This is a genomic window from Hymenobacter rubidus, from assembly GCF_016734815.1.
GTDB lineage: Bacteria > Bacteroidota > Bacteroidia > Cytophagales > Hymenobacteraceae > Hymenobacter > Hymenobacter rubidus.
Genome location: NZ_JAERQF010000048.1, coordinates 17987 through 35484, shown reverse-complemented (window position 1 = coordinate 35484; position 17498 = coordinate 17987). Strand labels below are relative to the sequence as shown.

Annotated in this window: 15 protein-coding genes and 1 tRNA gene; 11 read left to right on the top strand and 5 right to left on the bottom strand. The window is 57.7% G+C overall.

Annotated features, from left to right (window positions below; translation table 11 throughout):
• The first annotated feature begins 174 nt into the window (after nucleotides 1–174).
• The 4 genes from smpB (at nucleotide 175) to JKL48_RS21290 (ending at nucleotide 3465) form a co-directional block, all read left to right on the top strand.
• The gene (gene smpB, locus JKL48_RS21305; RefSeq protein WP_201987136.1) at nucleotides 175–636 is read left to right on the top strand and encodes an SsrA-binding protein SmpB; all 462 of its coding nucleotides are present in this window, start codon (nucleotides 175–177) and stop codon (nucleotides 634–636) included.
• Between the two features lie 151 nt (nucleotides 637–787).
• Nucleotides 788–1579, top strand: a complete 792-nt coding sequence (locus JKL48_RS21300; RefSeq protein ID WP_236668967.1) for a C40 family peptidase — start codon at nucleotides 788–790, stop codon at nucleotides 1577–1579.
• 262 nt (nucleotides 1580–1841) lie between these two features.
• Nucleotides 1842–2336 (top strand): HNH endonuclease, encoded by a 495-nt coding sequence (locus JKL48_RS21295; protein WP_201987134.1) that lies wholly within the window; start codon nucleotides 1842–1844, stop codon nucleotides 2334–2336.
• A gap of 61 nt (nucleotides 2337–2397) precedes the next feature.
• Nucleotides 2398–3465 carry a fatty acid desaturase family protein gene (locus tag JKL48_RS21290; RefSeq protein WP_201987132.1) on the top strand — a complete coding sequence of 356 codons (1068 nt, stop codon included), beginning with the start codon at nucleotides 2398–2400 and terminating at the stop codon, nucleotides 3463–3465.
• A gap of 82 nt (nucleotides 3466–3547) precedes the next feature.
• Here JKL48_RS21290 and JKL48_RS21285 read toward each other — a convergent pair whose 3' ends face one another.
• On the bottom strand, nucleotides 3548–4384 hold the full coding sequence (locus tag JKL48_RS21285) for an alpha/beta fold hydrolase (protein ID WP_201987130.1): 837 nt from the start codon (nucleotides 4382–4384) through the stop codon (nucleotides 3548–3550).
• A 103-nt stretch (nucleotides 4385–4487) separates the two neighbouring features.
• Nucleotides 4488–5210, bottom strand: coding sequence for a hypothetical protein (locus JKL48_RS21280; protein WP_201987128.1), 723 nt, complete (start codon nucleotides 5208–5210; stop codon nucleotides 4488–4490).
• Nucleotides 5211–5409: 199 nt separating this feature from the next.
• On the opposite strand from JKL48_RS21280, the gene rpsA reads away from it, so the two are divergent.
• The 4 genes from rpsA to JKL48_RS21260 all read left to right on the top strand — a co-directional run bounded on the left by rpsA (nucleotide 5410) and on the right by JKL48_RS21260 (nucleotide 12403).
• Entirely contained in the window at nucleotides 5410–7620 is a 2211-nt protein-coding gene (gene rpsA, locus JKL48_RS21275; RefSeq protein WP_394368875.1) for a 30S ribosomal protein S1, read from the top strand.
• A gap of 116 nt (nucleotides 7621–7736) precedes the next feature.
• Nucleotides 7737–7807: transfer RNA gene (locus JKL48_RS21270), tRNA-Cys, on the top strand.
• A 177-nt stretch (nucleotides 7808–7984) separates the two neighbouring features.
• Nucleotides 7985–10615: a cyanophycin synthetase gene (gene cphA / locus JKL48_RS21265; protein ID WP_201987126.1), complete on the top strand. Its 2631-nt coding sequence runs from the start codon at nucleotides 7985–7987 to the stop codon at nucleotides 10613–10615.
• Nucleotides 10616–11704: 1089 nt separating this feature from the next.
• Nucleotides 11705–12403 (top strand): T9SS type A sorting domain-containing protein, encoded by a 699-nt coding sequence (locus JKL48_RS21260; RefSeq protein ID WP_201987124.1) that lies wholly within the window; start codon nucleotides 11705–11707, stop codon nucleotides 12401–12403.
• A 120-nt stretch (nucleotides 12404–12523) separates the two neighbouring features.
• On the opposite strand, the gene JKL48_RS21255 is transcribed toward JKL48_RS21260, so the two are convergent.
• Nucleotides 12524–13474 (bottom strand): hypothetical protein, encoded by a 951-nt coding sequence (locus tag JKL48_RS21255; protein WP_201987122.1) that lies wholly within the window; start codon nucleotides 13472–13474, stop codon nucleotides 12524–12526.
• A 125-nt stretch (nucleotides 13475–13599) separates the two neighbouring features.
• Between JKL48_RS21255 and JKL48_RS21250 the strand changes: the two genes are divergently transcribed.
• The gene (locus tag JKL48_RS21250; RefSeq protein ID WP_201987120.1) at nucleotides 13600–14214 is read left to right on the top strand and encodes a methyltransferase; all 615 of its coding nucleotides are present in this window, start codon (nucleotides 13600–13602) and stop codon (nucleotides 14212–14214) included.
• 145 nt (nucleotides 14215–14359) lie between these two features.
• A complete protein-coding gene (kdsA, locus tag JKL48_RS21245) occupies nucleotides 14360–15217 on the top strand; it encodes a 3-deoxy-8-phosphooctulonate synthase (protein WP_201987118.1) in 858 nt (285 codons plus the stop codon).
• Nucleotides 15218–15296: 79 nt separating this feature from the next.
• On the opposite strand, the gene JKL48_RS21240 is transcribed toward kdsA, so the two are convergent.
• Together JKL48_RS21240 and apaG are read right to left on the bottom strand one after the other, a co-directional pair.
• Nucleotides 15297–16076, bottom strand: coding sequence for an O-methyltransferase (locus tag JKL48_RS21240; protein ID WP_201987116.1), 780 nt, complete (start codon nucleotides 16074–16076; stop codon nucleotides 15297–15299).
• A 92-nt stretch (nucleotides 16077–16168) separates the two neighbouring features.
• On the bottom strand, nucleotides 16169–16555 hold the full coding sequence (gene apaG / locus JKL48_RS21235; protein ID WP_201987114.1) for a Co2+/Mg2+ efflux protein ApaG: 387 nt from the start codon (nucleotides 16553–16555) through the stop codon (nucleotides 16169–16171).
• Nucleotides 16556–16669: 114 nt separating this feature from the next.
• Between apaG and JKL48_RS21230 the strand changes: the two genes are divergently transcribed.
• Nucleotides 16670–17332, top strand: a complete 663-nt coding sequence (locus JKL48_RS21230) for a uracil-DNA glycosylase (protein WP_201987112.1) — start codon at nucleotides 16670–16672, stop codon at nucleotides 17330–17332.
• The last annotated feature ends 166 nt before the right edge of the window (nucleotides 17333–17498 follow it).

Here is a 17498-nt window from a genome sequence, read left to right as displayed (position 1 = left end):
ATCTCTACCGCCGAAGTAATCCATTTTACTTGCGGTAGAGATGCTTCGGCTGCGCGGACGCCAGATGAGCATGACGTCCTTTTAAAAAGCCCGCGTGCAAAGAAGCCTACCTTTGCCAACCCATCTGCCGCCGTTAGCCTAGCAGCTGACAACGAACAACTGACAACTAGCTCAATGGCCAAAAAAGACGATAAGCCCGCCATCATCAACATCAAAAACCGCCGCGCCAGCCACGAATACTCCTTCCTGGCCAAGTATGACGCGGGCGTGATGCTGCAAGGGACCGAAATAAAAAGCATCCGCGAAGGCAACGTTAACCTGACAGACGGCTACTGCACCTTTGACCAGCGCGGCGACCTCTGGATTCATAGCATTCGGATTGCGCCTTATTCCTTAGGTACTTATAACAATCACGACGCCATGCGCACCCGCAAGCTCCTGCTCAACAAGCGCGAGCTAAAACAACTGGCCGGCAAAAGCCAGGACCAGGGCCTGACCATCATCCCCCTGCGCCTCTTCGTGACGGACCGTGGCTTCGCCAAAATCGAAATTGCCCTCGCTCAAGGTAAAAAGCTCTACGACAAGCGCAACGACCTCAAGGAAAAAGCCCAGAAGCGCGACATGGAGCGGATGTAATGGATGTGAAGAATATGGAGAGATGGAAAATGTGAAAATATGATTTTGATAAAGCGTCATTAGAAACAGCAGTAGCATCTTTGTAGTCAGTGGAACTCTGGGATAATCTTCATTATCACATTTCCACATCACCCCACATTTCCACATCATTTTGAATCCCGGCATCTGCGCCCTGAGCGCCGTCCCCGTTCGCGCCGAGCCCAACGACCGGGCCGAACTCGTTACCCAGCTGCTATTTGGCGAGTGCTACCAAATTCTGGTGAAGCAGGAAAGCTGGCTGCAGGTGCAGCTTGCCGCCGATGCCTACGTGGGCTGGATTGACGCCAAGCAGCACACGCCCGTATCGCCGGAATACTACGCCGACTGGTGCGCTCAGGACCATCCCCGCGCCCTCGACGTAGTGCAGGCCGTGAGCGACGCCACCACCAAAATTCCGCTCACGCTCGGCTGCCGCCTGCCGTTTTTCGATGGCATGAACGTCCGCATCGGGGCTCGCGACTACTTCTACAACGGCACCGCCACCAACCCCACTGCCGCGCCCGATACTGCCCGCCAGGCCGCCCTGCTGCGTAAAATTGCCCTCATGTACTTGAAAGCCCCCTACGTGTGGGGCGGCAAAAGCATCTTCGGCCTCGACTGCTCCGGCTTGTGCCAGCAGCTCTACGGCCTCGTCGGCATCCAACTCCCGCGCGATGCCCGCCAGCAAATCGACCACGGCCGCACCGTCGATTTCGTGACCCAGGCCCGTCCCGGCGACCTCGCCTTTTTCGATAACGCCGAAGGCCGCATTGTGCACGTCGGCATGGTGATGGAGGAGGGCCAGATTCTGCACGCCCACGGCGAAGTCCGCCTCGACCCGCTCGACCACAACGGCATCTTCAACCGCGACCGGCAGCGCTACTCGCACAAGCTGCGCCTGATTAAGCGCCTGCTGCCGGAGTAGGGGAGGGACGCCTGCCGTCGAAACCTCACCCCCTGACCCCCTCTCCCCAAGGAGAGGGGGCACCGGATATGCTCATACTTATAAATAGTATGGCTCCCCTCTCCTGGGGAGAGGGGCTGGGGGTGAGGTTTCTCGCGTCAAGCTGTGCCCGCCGTGCATTCATTTTAACCTAAGCATAACACCTGAACTTAACCGCCATGTGCTTGTTTATCTGCTTGGAAACCGCTAGCTTTCGGCGGGTTATCCGAGCCCACAAGCGTATATGGACCAAAAAGTGTTAGTGCTGAATGGCGACTATACCGCCATTACCCTGTGCAGCGTGCAAAAGGCGTTTGTGCTCTTATTCCTCGACAAGGCGGAGATGGTGGCCAAATCGGCCTCCGGCACCTTGCGTACCATTTCTCAGTCGTTCCCCAAGCCGAGCATCATCCGCTTGCAGCGCTACGTGCGCGTGCCCTACAAAGGCATTGCCTTGAGCCGCCACAACATCTTCAAGCGCGACCATTTCGAGTGCCAATACTGCGGCTCGACCAAAAATTTAACGCTCGACCACGTCGTGCCGCGCTCGCGCGGCGGAGAATCTTCGTGGACCAACCTGCTCACGGCTTGCGCCCGCTGCAATCACGCTAAAGGCCATCACACGCCCAACGAGGCCGGTTTGACCATTCGGCAGCAACCCAAAAAGCCCACCTTAGCGGGCTTTCTCAAGCTCTCGGCCGGCACCATCGACCAGAACTGGCACGCGTACCTGAATTAAGTTCAGCCGTATAGGGTTGAGAAGGGGTACCTTTGACCGATACCCACCCCCAACCCTGCTTATGGCCCTCCCCAAGTTCGCTGCAACCCGCTCGTTTCACACCGAGCTCAAGACCCGTATCAACCACTATTTCGAGGAATCGGGGCAGCGGATGACAGGCGATTTTAGCCTCATTTTCAAGGGCGTGCTGCTCGTGGGTATGATGGCAGCCCTCTACGTGCATCTGGTGTTTTTTACGCCAGCCTGGGGCTGGGCGCTGCTTGAATGCGCGTTGCTCGGCTGCGTCATTGCCGCTATCGGCTTCAACGTGATGCACGATGGTGCCCACGGTAGCTTTTCACACTTTGCTTGGGTTAATAAGCTGGCAGCCTACACTTTAGGTGTGCTCGGTGGCAGCCCTTACATGTGGAATTCCAAGCACAACCTCATCCACCACACCTACACCAACATTGAGGGCCACGACGACGACATCAACATCCAGCCTTGGATGCGCATGACGCCTGACCAGCCCAAGCACGCCCTGCACCGCTACCAGCATTTCTATTTCTGGGCGCTCTACTGCATGCTCTACACGTCCTGGATTTTTGCCATGGACTACCAGAAATACTTCTCCCGCCAAATCGGCGCTATCGGCCTCAAGCCCATGAACACCGGCGAGCACGTCAGTTTCTGGGGCTTCAAAGTGCTGAATCTGTTGCTCTACGTGGTGTTGCCCATCTACATGATTGGCTTCCTGCCTTGGTTTGCCGGCTTCATGCTGAGTACCGCCGTAGCCGGCCTCGTGCTGAGTATGGTGTTCCAACTCGCTCACACCGTAGAGGATGCCGCTTTTCCGGTGCCTCATGCCGTTACCAGCAAGCTGGACGACGAATGGGCCATCCACCAAGTGCGCACCACGGCCAATTTTGCTACCGATAACAAGCTGGTTAGCTGGTTAGTTGGTGGCCTCAACTTTCAGATTGAGCACCACTTGTTTCCGAAAATCTCGCACGTTCACTATCCTGCTATCAGCAAAATTGTGCAGCAGGTGTGCCTTGAGTTTGACGTGACGTATAACAATTACGCCCGCACCCGCACCGCCATGTTGTCGCACGTCCTCTTCCTGCGTGAGATGGGCCGCGCCGCTTAAACAGCCATTAGTAGCCATAACAGAAAAGGCCCCGACGCAACCGCGTCGGGGCCTTTTGTTCTGCATGGTGCTAACTGATTGCTTACCTGCCGATAAAGGCCAACAGGTCAGCCGTCAGTTTATCTTTCTCGGTGAAGAACAGGCCGTGCGGTGCCCCTTCGTACACCTTCAGTTCAGCGCCGGATATCATTTTAGCCGTGCGCTCGCCACTTACCGGGAAAGGCACGGTCTGGTCCTTGTCGCCGTGAATCACCAGCGTTGGCACCGTCACTTTCTTGAGGTCGTCGCGGAAATCCGTGCCCGAGAAAGAAGTCACGCAGTCGTCGGTCGCGTTGGGCGCGGCCAGCGTGGTCACGGTCTGGTTCCAGTTCAGCACCGCTTGGCTCACCGGGTGGCTGATGAGGCTCTGACCATAGAAATCCTTGGCGAAGCTTTCGAGGAAGGCAAACCGGTCCTTGGCGATGCCCTCGTGCATCTGGTCGAACACCTTTTGCGGCACGCCGTCGGGGTTGTCGCCGGTTTGCAGCATGTAGGGCGTCACGGCGCTCACGAAGGCCACTCGGGCCAGCCGCGCTTGCCCGTAGTTGCCGATGTAGCGGGCAATTTCGCCGCCGCCCATCGAGAAGCCCACCAGCGTCACGCCAGTCAGGTCCAGTTCCGTCAGCAGGGCGTTCAGGTCCGAAGCCAGCGTGTCGTAGTCGTAGCCGCCCCAGGGGCGCGACGAGCGGCCGAACCCGCGCCGGTCGTAGGCAATCACGCGCTTGCCGGCCTTGGCCAGCGCCACTGCCTGATGTTCCCACATGGTATGGTCGAGGGGCCAGCCGTGGATGAGCACCACCGGCGCGCCCTGGCCCCAGTCTTCGTAGAAAATATTGATGGGGTTGCCCGCCGTGTCGTTGCCTGCTTTGATATAAGCCATTCGTGAAAGAGAGTTTGGAGTGAATTGATACATTCTCCTTACGGGCTTGGCGCGGCGCGGGGTTTGGTGGCGTGGTGTTAAGATTGTGGCCTGAAACGATGTTCTACAAGGATGGCAAGGAAAGGTCGATTTTATCGATTTGGTTCTTAACCGTTTCTACTATGCTCTTCACGTATCGTTCCGGTGATATACTAAAATACGACGGGTGATAAGCTGAAATGAAAAGCTTGCCGTCCGAAATCCAACTGTTGACCGCATTGTGTTTAATTGCTTGGCTTCTGATGGAAGCGAATCGAGTCATGAAATCCGGGTCACTTTCAAGTAATCCCATCGTGCCCCAGCCTACAATCACATTGGGTTGGTACATGGTAATTTGCTCATGGATGATGTGCTTATTCTGAGTATATAGTTTGTTGAGCCTCGAGAAAGGAGTTGTGGTTTCAGCAGCGTATTTACCAATATTTATAAACGCGATATTTCTCAATGCCTCTGCCACTCGGCTGTCATCACGAATCCAAGGCATATCGTCATAATCCATGAAGCCGTTTTGTAGGCCGTGACTGGTGTAAGCTGTTTTTTGCCAGCTACGTGGCGAATCGCGGCAAACGTCACTAGGATATTTGTTAAGCCAGTTGGTAATTGACCAAGTGCTTTCACCATCACCATCTCCATGAGCTTCTTTGCCAATGAAAAGGGGACGAATATTCTGTTTACGCCAGCTTTCAATATTCACGATTCCGTCCCGCACATAGCAGTTCAGCGGCTCAATCTTTTGGATGCTTCTGATTCTCGCGTCAAGTTCCTGACTCTGTTTTTGATAATCCATTATTTTATGAAATTTGGTTGAGCTGCCAATGTAGCTAGAAGTTTCTGTAAGCATTTCCGAAACCGCCTGAAATCCCGTACCTTTGCGGCCCCGCCAAGGTGGCGGGCCTTGCGCCCTAACGGCAAGAGGTTCAAAAGCAACGGCGTAGCAGCCTGGGCTTCGGCCGCTGCGCTTTTACATAGAAGCCCGCGATACAAGTATGGCAACTGAATTAGTTGACGATTTTGATTGGGACAACGTTGGAGCCACCGGCTTCGGCGGCAACTATTCTTCGGACCAGCGCGCTGAGATGGAGAAAATGTACGGCGACACGCTGACGACCGTACAGGAAGAAGAAGTAGTGAAGGGCACCGTGGTTGGCATCACCGACCGCGACGTAATCCTGAACATCGGCTTCAAATCCGATGGCCTGGTGTCCATCACCGAATTCCGCGACCTGCCCGACCTGAAAATCGGTGACGAGGTGGAGGTGTTCATCGAAGACCAGGAAGACATCAACGGCCAGCTCATCCTGAGCCGCAAGAAAGCCAAAATCAAGCAGGCTTGGAAGGCTATTTACGATGCCCTCGAGCTGGATACCATCCTCGAAGGCGTGGTGAAGCGTCGCACCAAAGGCGGCCTCATCATGGAGCTCGACGGCGTGGAAGCCTTCCTGCCCGGCTCGCAAATCGACGTGAAGCCCATCCGCGACTTCGACATTTATGTTGGCCGTCGCATGGAAGTGAAAGTGGTGAAAATCAACTCCGCTTTCGACAACGTGGTGGTTTCGCACAAAGTCCTCATCGAGAAAGACCTCGAGAAGCAGCGTGAGGCCATCCTGAACAACCTCGAAAAAGGTCAGATTCTGGAAGGCAACATCAAGAACATGACCAACTTCGGCGTGTTCATCGACCTCGGCGGTGTCGACGGTCTGCTGCACATCACGGACATCTCGTGGGGCCGCATCGCTCACCCGAGCGAAGTGCTGACCCTGGACCAGAAGCTGAACATCGTGGTATTGGACTTCGACGAAGCCAAGAAGCGCATCAGCCTGGGCCTGAAGCAGCTGACGCCCCACCCGTGGGATTCGCTGCCGGCCGACCTGCAGCCGGGTTCGAAAGTATCGGGCCGCATTGTGAACGTGGCCGACTACGGCGCGTTCATGGAAGTGGTACCCGGTGTGGAAGGCCTCATCCACGTATCGGAAATGAGCTGGAGCCAGCACCTGCGCAACCCGCAGGACTTCATCAAGCAGGGCGACACGGTAGAAGCGCAGATTCTGACGCTCGACCGCGAAGACCGCAAGATGAGCCTCGGCATCAAGCAACTGACCGAAGACCCGTGGACCCGTGGCGACTTCGCCTCGACCTACGCCGTGGGCACTAAGCACAGCGGCACCGTGCGTAACCTGACCAACTTCGGCCTGTTCGTAGAACTGGAAGAGGGTGTGGATGGCCTTGTGCACGTGTCGGACCTGAGCTGGACCAAGAAAATCAAGCACCCCTCCGAAATGGTGAAGGTAGGCGATAAGCTCGACGTAGTGGTACTGGAACTGGACTTGGGCGCCCGTCGCCTGGCCCTGGGCCACAAGCAGCTGGAAGAAAACCCCTGGGATACCTTCCAGACGGTATTTACCCCCGGCTCGGTACACAAGGCTACCATCACCGAGAAGTCGGAGCGTGGCGCGGTGCTCGAACTGCCGTACGGCATCGAGGGCTTCGCTTACCCCAAGTCTTTGGTGAAGGAAGACGGTTCGACCGCTGAAAACGGTGAGTCGCTCGACTTCCGCGTGACGGAGTTCTCGAAGGACGACCGCCGCATCGTGCTCTCGCACACGGCCGTGTTCAACAAGGAAGCCGCCGCTGAGGACGACAGCCGCAACGCCAAGTTTAAGAAGAAAACCAACACCAAGGCTGGCGACACCCAGGGTGAAGGCAAAATCAGCGACCTGAAGAAGAACGAAGAGAAGTCGACCCTCGGCGACCTCGATGCGCTGAGCGCCCTGCGCGACCAGATGATGGGCAACGAGCGCAAGGCCGGTGAGCAGAAGCTTGCCGCCAATGCCAAGCCCGCCGCTGCTCCTAAGGCCGAGAAAGCTGAAGCTGCTCCGGCTGCTGAAGCTCCCAAAGCTGAAGATGCTCCCGCTGCTGAGGCTCCGGCCGAAGAAGGTGGCTTGCTGGCCAGCATCACGGGTGCCGCTTCGGCTGCCTTCGACAAAGTGAAAGAAGTGGCCGCTGATGCTGCCGAAGCCGTTTCGCACAACGAAACCTTCGACAAAGTGAAGCACGCTGCCTCGGACGCCGTGGATGCTGTGACGAACTCGGAAGCTTTCCACAAAGCTTCGGAAGTAGCCGGCGACCTGGTTGACAAAGCCAAAGGCTTGGTGGCCGGCGACGATGCCGACAAAAAGGACGACGAAGCCAAAGCTTAGTGCTTGACTTTGACTGAGAAAAAGCCCCGGCCGCAACGCCGGGGCTTTTTTTATGCCCCAAGCCTTGCCTGCGCCAATTGGCCTGCCTACCTTTGCGCTCCCAAAAGACCACAACCGGTGACGTGACCGAGTGGCTAGGTAGAGGTCTGCAAAACCTCCTACAGCGGTTCGAATCCGCTCGTCACCTCTAAATTTTTGCTTAAAGCCCCGTTGCTACTTCAGCTACGGGGCTTTTTTTGTGCCTGGTTCGCCAAGCTGCGCGTTTTCGACGGCGTTGTGCCTACATTTCGTAGCCAAGCTGCGGCACGCCCGTAGCTGCGTCAGCATTCGACTTCTTACTTCCCCTCACCTCCCCGAATACCTTATGAAAATTATTGACCTCCGCACCATGCGCGGGCCGAGCTATTGGTCTGTAAAACACCACAAACTGATTGTTGCCAAAGTTGACTTGCAGGAATGCGCCGGCCAGTGGTCGAACGCGATGCCGGGCTTTGCCGGTCGGTTGATGAAGCTGTTCCCCCACATCAGCCAGGTGCAGCCGGGGGGAATGAGCGGCAAGCAGGCCGCTAAGCACCAGCCCCTGACGCTGGAGGCGTTAAACGATGGCGAGCCATTGGGCTACGTCATTCAGCATGTGGCGCTGGAATTGCAGCGGCAGGCTGCTATGCCCGTGTATTGGGGCAAAAGCTACCCGGCCCACGAGGACGGGGTAGAGTACGTCGTGTTTGCCTACCAGGAGGAGCGGGCCGGCCGCCGCGCCGCTGAGGCGGCTGTGGAGATTGTGGAGGCGCTGTGCAAAAAGGAGAAAGTGGACCTGAAGCCCATCATCGACGAGCTGCACGAAATCCGGGAAGATGAGTTTTTTGGACCCAGCACCTACAGCATTGTGGCGGAGGCAGCCTCGCGCAACATTCCTTATATTCAGCTCAAAAATACCAGCATCATTCAGCTGGGCTACGGCGTGAACCAGCGCCGCATCTGGGCCACGACTACCAACCTGACCTCGCACGCCGGGGTGGAGGTGGCCGGCAATAAGAACCGCACCAAGGCCATGCTCAACGATGCGGGCGTGCCCGTGCCGCGCGGCACCACCGTGTATTCGGAGGCCGGGCTGCGCGATGCCATCGACGAGTTGGGCTTTCCCATCGTGACCAAGCCGCTGGATGGCAACCACGGCAAGGGTGCCACCATCCGCATCATGAACTGGAAGGACGCGGCCGAGGGGCTGGTGGCCGCGCAGGTGTACTCGCGGGCCGTGATTGTGGAGCAGTTTATTGAAGGGTTCGATTTCCGCCTGCTGGTGGTGAACGGCAAGCTCATTGCCGCAGCCAAGCGCACGCCGGCCGCCGTGACGGGTGACGGGAAGAGCACCATTCAGCAGCTCATTGCCAAGGTGAACGAGGACCCGCGCCGGGGCATCGGCCACGAAAAAGTGCTGACCAGCATCAAGGCCGACAAGCACACCCTGGATATTCTCAAAAGCCGCAAGCTGAGCTTGAAATCGGTACTGCCGGCCGGCGAAATTCTATATTTAAAAAGCACGGCCAACATTAGCACCGGCGGCACGGCTACCGACGTGACCGACCAGATGCACCCCTACAACGTGCTGCTGGCCGAGCGGGTGGCCGGCATCGTGGGGCTGGACATCTGCGGAATTGATTTGATGGCGACTGATATATCGGTTCCACTTAATGAGAGTCGCGGGGCTGTGATTGAAGTGAATGCCGCGCCCGGTTTTCGCATGCACATTGCGCCCACCGAGGGCCTGCCGCGCAACGTGGCTGCGCCGGTGGTGGACATGCTGTTTCCGCGCGGTAGCACGGCTCGCATCCCGATTATCGCCGTGACGGGGACCAACGGCAAGACGACCACCACGCGCCTCATTGCGCATCTGGTGGCCAGCAAGGGCTACAAAGTAGGCTTCACTACTACCGACGGCATTTACATTCAGGGCGTGCAGCTGCAGAAGGGCGACTGCACCGGCGGCCAAAGCGCTGAGTTCGTGCTGAAAGACCCCACCGTGAACTACGCCGTGCTCGAAACCGCGCGCGGCGGCATGCTGCGCTCGGGCCTGGGCTTTCACAACTGCGACATTGCGGTGGTAACCAACGTGGCGGCCGACCACCTGGGCCTGCGCGATATCTACACCGTGGAGGAAATGGCGGCCGTGAAAGGCGTGCTGCCACGCACGGTGCGCAAAAACGGCTGGGCGGTGCTCAACGCCGACGACGACCTGGTGTATGGCATGGCCCACGGCCTCGATTGCCGCGTGGCGCTGTTCAGCATGAACGAAAACAGCCCGCGCATTCAGGAGCACGTGGAGGCGGGCGGCGTAGCGGCGGTGTACGAGGAGGGCTACGTCACGATTTATCGCAACAGCTACAAGCTGCGCATTGACCGGGCGGCGGAGTTTCCGGTCACGTTTGAGGGCCGGGCGGGCTTCAACATCGAGAACTGCCTGGCGGCGGCGTTGGCTGGTTATCTGGCCGGGTTTGAGAAAGACGACATCAAGACGGCTTTGCGCACCTTCGTACCCTCGGCTACGAAGACGCCGGGCCGGATGAACGTCTACAAATTCCCGAAATTTGAGGTCATCGTGGACTATGCCCACAACACGGCGGGCATCACCAAATTTGCCGAGTTTATGGAAGCCACGCCGGCCACCCACAAAATCGGGGTGGTGTCGGGCCTGGGCGACCGGCGCGACGAGGATACGCTGGGCTTCTCGCGCATTGCGGGCCGCATTTTCGACGAAGTGATTCTGCGCCAGGACCGGGACCTGCGCGGCAAGTCGGCCGAGTTCCTGCGCGAAATCATGGAGCGCGGCCTGCGCCTCGACAAGCCCGACCTAAAAATTACCTACATCGAAAACGAGATGGACGCCATCGATTATGTGCTGGCCACGGCACCTGATGGGGCCGTGGTGACTCTTTTTACGGAAAACATTGCGGCGACGCTGGCCAAGCTGGACGAGTTTGAAACGGCGAATAACTAGGTGGCGGAGCCTGCCCCCTAGTTATTCGCCGTAGTTTTTATTCCACTTCTACTTCCTTTCCCAATGAAAAAAATCTACTCACTATTTTCCGTGGTCGTGCTGGTCCTGTTGCTTCTGACCTCGTGCTTGCCGGCGGTGGCTCAAGCTCCGGCCTGGCAGTCAGCGCGTACCGTGGCGACGGCTACGGCGGCTGCAAGTAATAATTACTCACAAGTGACGGCTACGTCGGTCGATGCGGCAGGCAATATATACTTAGCCGGGCACTTCACGAACACGGTGGTATTTGGCGGTACTACATTGACCAGCCTCGGCGGTCTTGATGTGTTCGTGGCTAAATTCAACCTCGCCAGCAACCAATTTGTATGGGCGCAACGGGCCGGTGGCTCAGGCGACGACCAAGCCGCTGCACTGGCCGTAAGCGGCACTAGCATATACGTGGCGGGGGCTTTCCATTCTACTGCTGACTTCGGCTTCACTACCCTAATTAGTACGGGCCCCAATGGCTTTGATGATGTATTCGTAGCTAAGCTTATCGACGCGGGCAGCATTGGCAGCTTTACATGGGCCAAGCAGGCTGGCGGCAATGGCTCTGACCAAGCTACCGCGCTGACTGTGAGCGGCAGCAGCGTATACATGGCTGGAACTTTCTATAGCCCTACTGTGGGTTTTGGTTCCGCTACTCTGGTCAATTCGAGCCCGGGATTTTCCGACCTCTTCGTAGCCAAGCTCATCGATGCAGGCAGTACAGGCAGTTTTGCGTGGGTGCAGCCGGCCGGTGGTGCAGGTAGCGATGGAGCCCGAGCGCTAACTGTAAGTGGTGCCACTGTGTACCTGGTAGGGGATTTTTATGGCTCCACAGCACGATTTGGAACTGTTGTTCTGACCGGTGCAGGTGCTTCCGACGTCTTCGTAGCCAAACTCACCGACGCAGGTAGTACAGGTAGTTTCGTGTGGGCACAGCCAGCTGGTGGTACAGGCGCTGAAGGAGGCATTGCATTGGCTGTGAGCGGTAGTGGTGTATATGTGGTGGGGTCTTTCTTCAGTTCCACAGCCGTTTTCGGTCTTACTACCTTGACCAATGCGAGTAGTATGAGCACTGAAGACATGTTTGTAGCTAAGCTTACAGACGCAGGCAATACAGGTAGTTTCGTGTGGGCGCAACGGGCCGGCGGCCTGAATCCCGACCAAGCCACCGCGTTGGCTGTGAGCGGAACCAGCTTGTACGTGGCCGGGTATTTCGATAGCGTCATGGCGGGTTTTGGAACGGCGACTTTGACCAACGCGAATACCAATGGCTCTGCAGACCTTTTCGTGGCCAAACTCACGGATGCAGGTAGCACGGGAAATTTCGTATGGGCGCAACGGGCCGGCGGCATAGGGAGCGAAATACCTACCGCGCTGGCCGTGAGCGGGGCAAACATATATGTAAACGGAGCTTTCGACAGCCCTATGGCTGGTTTCGGTTCCACTACTCTCGTTAACCCAACCCCTGCTCGCCCCCTCGGCTTCCTGGCGTCCCTCACCGACCCCACCCTCACCGCCACCACCGCTGCCGGCCCCCGCGAGCCGGCCGCCATCTTCCCCAACCCCGCCCGCCACACGGCCACCCTGCGCCTGCCCGTCGGCACCACCCCCGCGCCCCTGACCCTGACCGACGCACTGGGCCGCCCCGTGCGGCATTACCCCGCCCCGGCCGGCCCTGAAGCCACGCTCGACCTGCGCGGCCTGCCCGCTGGCTTCTATCTGCTGCGCGGTGCCGGCCCGACCCAGCGCCTGGCAGTGGAATAGAACCAAAACAAAAAGCCGCTTCAGATACTGAAGCGGCTTTTGTTTGCTTGAAAAACACGGCTCCGTGGCCTATTCGAATCCGTTCTTATCCGTTAAATCTACGATAATCTGCGGTTCGGACTACTTCAGCGTGAAGGTCGTTTTGCCCATCAGCTGGCCGCTTTCGTACAGCTCTACGGTGTGCTGGCCTTTCTTGTACTCGGCGCCTTTGGCGTAGATGAATTCCAGTTTCTGCTTGGTGTTGTCGTATACCACGTCCTGTTTTTGGGTGTAGAAGGCTTCCTGACCGTCCACGGTGAAGGTGCCGCCGCCGGTGCTCAGATTGTAGAGGGCCGCGCCGTCGGGCTCCAGAATGCGCATGTAGATGGCTTTGGTTTCTTTGGGCGACACGTCGTTGCGGGCCAGGTTGAAGGTCACTTTCACCTTCTCCACGCGCTTGGCTTTGAATTCTTCCTTGTCGTCGTCCTTCTCCTTGTTTTTGGAGGTGATGATGGCCACGTGAATGTTGTCGGCCTGCAGGCGCGAGGCCACGCCTACTTTCTCGCTCAGCTCCTTGTTGGCACGCACCACCGTGCTGATAGTATCGGTCAGCTTGTTCTGCTTCTCCTTGAGGGTGGTGGTTTCGGTGTAGAGCGTTTCGTTGTCCTTTTTCAGCTGGGCAATGTCGTCGTCTTTCTTCCGAAGCTGGCTTTCCAGGTTCTGGGCGCGTTGCTTGAACAGGTTTTGCTGGGCAATGGAGAAGCTGCCGGCCTTGAAGGAGCGCAACTTGAGCAGGTCGGCATTCACGCTGGCAATCTTGGCTTCGAGCGAGTCGTTGCTCAGGCCCAAGGCTTGCAGCTCCTGGCTTTGCCGCTCAAAATCAGCCTTCAGGGCCTCGTATTGCTTGATTTGCTCTTGCAGCTTGCTGTCCTTGGCTTTGACTTCGGTAGTCAGCACTTCGTTCTGCTGGCCCTTCTGCTGGTTGAGGTAGAACAGGACGCCGTTGATGCCCAGCAGCACCAGCACAAGGGCTATCCAGAGCAGGACGCGGCTATTATTGGAGCGAGGTTCGTGCGTTTCGTTGGGGTCCATGCGGGAAAGTTTAAGCGGAAGAAGCGGAATCAATGCGAGGCCCACGCCAGCGGAAGGCGTGTACCTTTGGGCGTAAAAATAGGGGACTTTGGTGCCCTGGCAAGTTTATTCTATACTTTGGCTGAATGAAAACGGTTTCCGCTGCCTTCGACGCGGCCTACTGGCAGAGCCGCTACGCCATCGGCCGCGACGGCTGGGATGCCCACGCCATCACCCCGCCGCTGCGCGCTTATTTCGACCAACTCGACGTGGCCGCGCAGCCGCGCATCCTCATTCCCGGCGCCGGACGCGCCTACGAGGCCGAGTACCTGCACCGGCTGGGCTTTCGCCAGGTTTTCGTGGCCGACATTGCGCCCGAAGCATTAGAAGCTCTGGCCGCCCGCGTGCCCGATTTCCCCCAGGAGCACCTGCTGCTAGTCGATTTCTTTGCCCTGCCCAACGCCCCGACCTACGATTTAATTGTGGAGCAGACCTTCTTCTGCGCCCTCAACCCCGCGCTGCGGCTAGCCTATGCCCGGCAGTGCGCCAAGCTGCTGCGCCCCGGCGGCACGCTCATGGGCCTGCTCTTCGATACCGATTTTGGGCCCGTGCAGGAGCCGCCGTTTGGCGGCAGCAAGGAGGAATACCGGGACTACTTCGCGCCGTATTTTGACTTTCGCCATTTTGACACCGCCACCAATTCGCTCAAAGCCCGGCAGGGACGCGAGCTTTTTATTTGTTTGAAGCGAAAGCCCGATTAACAGATTCGTAGAGTAGCACCACGTCATGCTGAGCGCAGCCGAAGCATCTCTACTGCAACAGTAATTACTGCCGTGGCAACGAAGCGGTAGAGATGCTTCGGCAAGCTCAGCATGACGTTTAATTAAAAACCAGCAACCAGAACCCATGCTCCAAGCCCTCGCCAATACCCTTCCGCATTTTCGCAATACCAATTCCGGCCAGTTTTTTCTCATGGCCGGGCCCTGTGTCATCGAGGGCGAAGACATGGCCCTGCGCATTGCCGAGCGCATCAAGCACATCACCGACAAGCTCCAGATTCCGTACATCTTCAAGGGCTCCTATCGCAAGGCCAACCGCTCGCGGGCCGATTCCTTCACCGGCATTGGCGACGAAACTGCGCTGCGCATCCTGCAAAAAGTAGGACGTGAAATCGGCGTGCCGACGGTCACGGATATTCACGAATCAACGGAGGCCGCTCTGGCAGCCGAGTACGTCGACGTGCTGCAAATTCCGGCTTTCCTGTGCCGGCAAACCGATTTGCTGATTGCCGCCGCCCAGACCGGCAAGGTGGTCAATATCAAAAAAGGCCAGTTCCTGAGCGGCGAGGCCATGAAGTTTGCCGTCGATAAAGTCCGGCAGGCCGGCAATGCCAACGTCATTCTCACCGAGCGCGGCAACTCGTTTGGCTACTCCGAACTGGTGGTGGATTTCCGCAACCTGCCCGCCATGCGCCGCTTCGACGTGCCCGTGGTGATGGATGTGACGCATTCGCTGCAACAGCCCAACCAAGCCAGCGGCGTGACCGGCGGCCAGCCTGCCCTCATCGAAACCATTGCCAAAGCCGCCATTGCCGTAGGCGCCGACGGCCTGTTCATCGAAACCCACCCCACGCCCGCTACGGCGTTATCGGATGGGGCCAACATGCTGCCGCTCGACCAGCTCGAAGCACTGCTGGTGAAGCTGACGCGGGTACGCCAAGCCATTCAGCCCTTGGGTGAAGTGGAGTTGAATCAGTTGCCATAGTGTAGCGTGGACTCTACGAGTCCGCGCGATGTTTGAACGATTCAGACCATGCGCGGACTCGCAGAGTCCACGCTACAAATCACACCCGCAGCCAGAAATGCTGCTTGGGCTGATTCTTCCGGAAGAAAACGAGCCCGATGTAGAACAAGTCCACCGTCAGCGTCACGTCGGGGTGAGCCTTGATGGTTTCCCAGGCGCGCTCCATATCAGCCGACCAGTGAATGTCGTCGAAGACAAAAACTGATTCATCGGTGCGGTGCGCGAGGCATAATTCAAAATAGCGCAACGTCGGCTCGTAGCGGTGGTTACCGTCGAAAAACGCGAAATCGACGGGCGCCTTTAGGGCCGCCAGGGTAGGGGCCAGGGTATTGTCGATGTTGCCCTCTACAACCTCAATGTTGCGCAGCTTTAACTCAGCGAAGGTTTCGCGGGCTACGGCAGCCACGTTGGGGCAGCCTTCGAAGGTGATGACGCGGTGCCGCAAATCGGCAGCAGCCAGGTAGGCGGTAGTGAGGCCTAGCGAAGTGCCGAGTTCCAAGATGGTGGCCGGCCGGAAATAATTCACCAGCCGAAAAAGGAGCTGCGCGAGGTGCTTGGGCTTGGCGGCCGTGCGGGCAATGTCGGCCACGCGGCGCTGCTGGCCTGCACCGGTGTGCGAGCCGGCGCCAAAGTCGGTAACGCTGATGCTGGCCGAGCTGTTGAGCAACTGCCTCCGCCGGTTTTCTATGGCTTTGTAGGCACCGTACAGGCCCGTGTGCCGCACCACCGAGGTGTAGAGGCCGAACACAAACGGTGAATGCAGCCCATGGGCGTTGCCCGAACGAAGCCAAAAACGGAGGTAAGCGAGAAGTTGGAACAAGCTAGTTGTTGGTTGTTAGTTGTCCGTTGTGAGGAAAAACGACAACCGTGATACAAACTAACAACGGACAACGAGCAACTAACAACTAAACGCTAATTCAGCCGGTACGGCACCATCAGGGTGAATTCTGGAATCTCCACCACAAATTCCTGCCCGTTGGCCAAGCGCTCCATCAGATAGGTGCCGCGCATTTTGCCCACCCCCGACTTCAAATTGCAGCCGCTCACGTACTGGTGCGCCTCGCCGGGCTCCAGCACGGGCTGGCGGCCCACTACGCCTTCGCCTTCCACCTCGCGCACCACGCCGTTGGCGTCGTGAATGTGCCAGTGGCGGCGCAACAGCTTCACGGTGAACTCGCTGTCGTTGCGAATATCAATTTTGTAGGCAAACACAAAATGCTCCTGGCCGGGGCTGGAGTAATCGGGCAAGTAGTTGGTCGTAACCGAAACGGTGACGCCCTGCGTAGTGGTGGTGGGCATAGGTGTCGGAGCTATAGGTAGCTGCGGGTTTAACAGTAGCCCGCGCAAATTGGTTTTACGCAAATGCGGCCCAAAAACGCCACAGAAGCCCATTTATTTTCTCAAGTTACTGCGATGGTAAAGATAGCCGCAAGCTGGCGCCCGGTATTAGCCGAAGAATTCGAAAAACCGTATTTTCAGCGCCTTATCGCTTTTGTGAAAGGTGAGTACGCCACGGCCACCGTTTACCCCGCCGGCCCTCAGATTTTTCATGCCTTCGATGCCACGCCGTTCGAGAGCGTGAAGGTGGTCATTCTGGGCCAGGACCCCTACCACGGCCGCAACCAAGCGCACGGGCTATCGTTTTCGGTGCAGGACGGGCAACGCACGCCGCCTTCGCTCCAAAACATTTTTAAGGAGCTCCAATCCGATATTCCCGACACGCCGCCCGCCACCAACGGCAACCTCGACCGCTGGGCGCAGCAGGGCGTCTTGCTCCTCAACGCCACGCTCACCGTACGCGCCGGGGAGCCCGCCTCGCACCAGAAAAAAGGCTGGGAAGAATTCACCGATGCCGTTATCCGCAAAGTTTCGGAAGAGAGGGAGCATGTCGTGTTCATCCTCTGGGGTGCCTATGCGGGCAAAAAATCCGAGTTGATTGACGAGCGGAAGCACTTGGTGCTGAAATCGGTTCACCCGTCGCCCTTTGCGGCCGATAAAGGCTTTTTCGGGAGCAAGCCGTTTAGCAAAACCAACGCTTGGCTCAAGAGTAAGGGGTTGGCACCGATTGAGTGGTAAAGCCAACATCTCTCCCCCTGACCCCCTCTCCCAAAAAGAGGCGGCACCAGTCTTGCGCTACGTTTTGACGTGAAGAGCCCCTTTTGCATTAGCAAAAGGGGCTCTCGTTTTCACTTGCTCTGAACCGGTATCCCCTCTTTTTTGGAGAGGAGGTCAAGGGATGAGG

Bases quoted from the DNA above. Each gene is read 5' to 3' on its own strand.
- smpB (WP_201987136.1), top strand. From the start codon at position 175: ATGGCCAAAAAAGACGATAAGCCCGCCATCATCAACATCAAAAACCGC.
- JKL48_RS21295 (WP_201987134.1), top strand. From the start codon at position 1,842: ATGGACCAAAAAGTGTTAGTGCTGAATGGCGACTATACCGCCATTACC.
- JKL48_RS21290 (WP_201987132.1), top strand. From the start codon at position 2,398: ATGGCCCTCCCCAAGTTCGCTGCAACCCGCTCGTTTCACACCGAGCTC.
- JKL48_RS21285 (WP_201987130.1), bottom strand. From the start codon at position 4,384: ATGGCTTATATCAAAGCAGGCAACGACACGGCGGGCAACCCCATCAAT.
- JKL48_RS21280 (WP_201987128.1), bottom strand. From the start codon at position 5,210: ATGGATTATCAAAAACAGAGTCAGGAACTTGACGCGAGAATCAGAAGC.
- rpsA (WP_394368875.1), top strand. From the start codon at position 5,410: ATGGCAACTGAATTAGTTGACGATTTTGATTGGGACAACGTTGGAGCC.
- cphA (WP_201987126.1), top strand. From the start codon at position 7,985: ATGAAAATTATTGACCTCCGCACCATGCGCGGGCCGAGCTATTGGTCT.
- JKL48_RS21260 (WP_201987124.1), top strand. From the start codon at position 11,705: ATGAGCACTGAAGACATGTTTGTAGCTAAGCTTACAGACGCAGGCAAT.
- JKL48_RS21255 (WP_201987122.1), bottom strand. From the start codon at position 13,474: ATGGACCCCAACGAAACGCACGAACCTCGCTCCAATAATAGCCGCGTC.
- JKL48_RS21250 (WP_201987120.1), top strand. From the start codon at position 13,600: ATGAAAACGGTTTCCGCTGCCTTCGACGCGGCCTACTGGCAGAGCCGC.
- kdsA (WP_201987118.1), top strand. From the start codon at position 14,360: ATGCTCCAAGCCCTCGCCAATACCCTTCCGCATTTTCGCAATACCAAT.
- apaG (WP_201987114.1), bottom strand. From the start codon at position 16,555: ATGCCCACCACCACTACGCAGGGCGTCACCGTTTCGGTTACGACCAAC.
- JKL48_RS21230 (WP_201987112.1), top strand. From the start codon at position 16,670: ATGGTAAAGATAGCCGCAAGCTGGCGCCCGGTATTAGCCGAAGAATTC.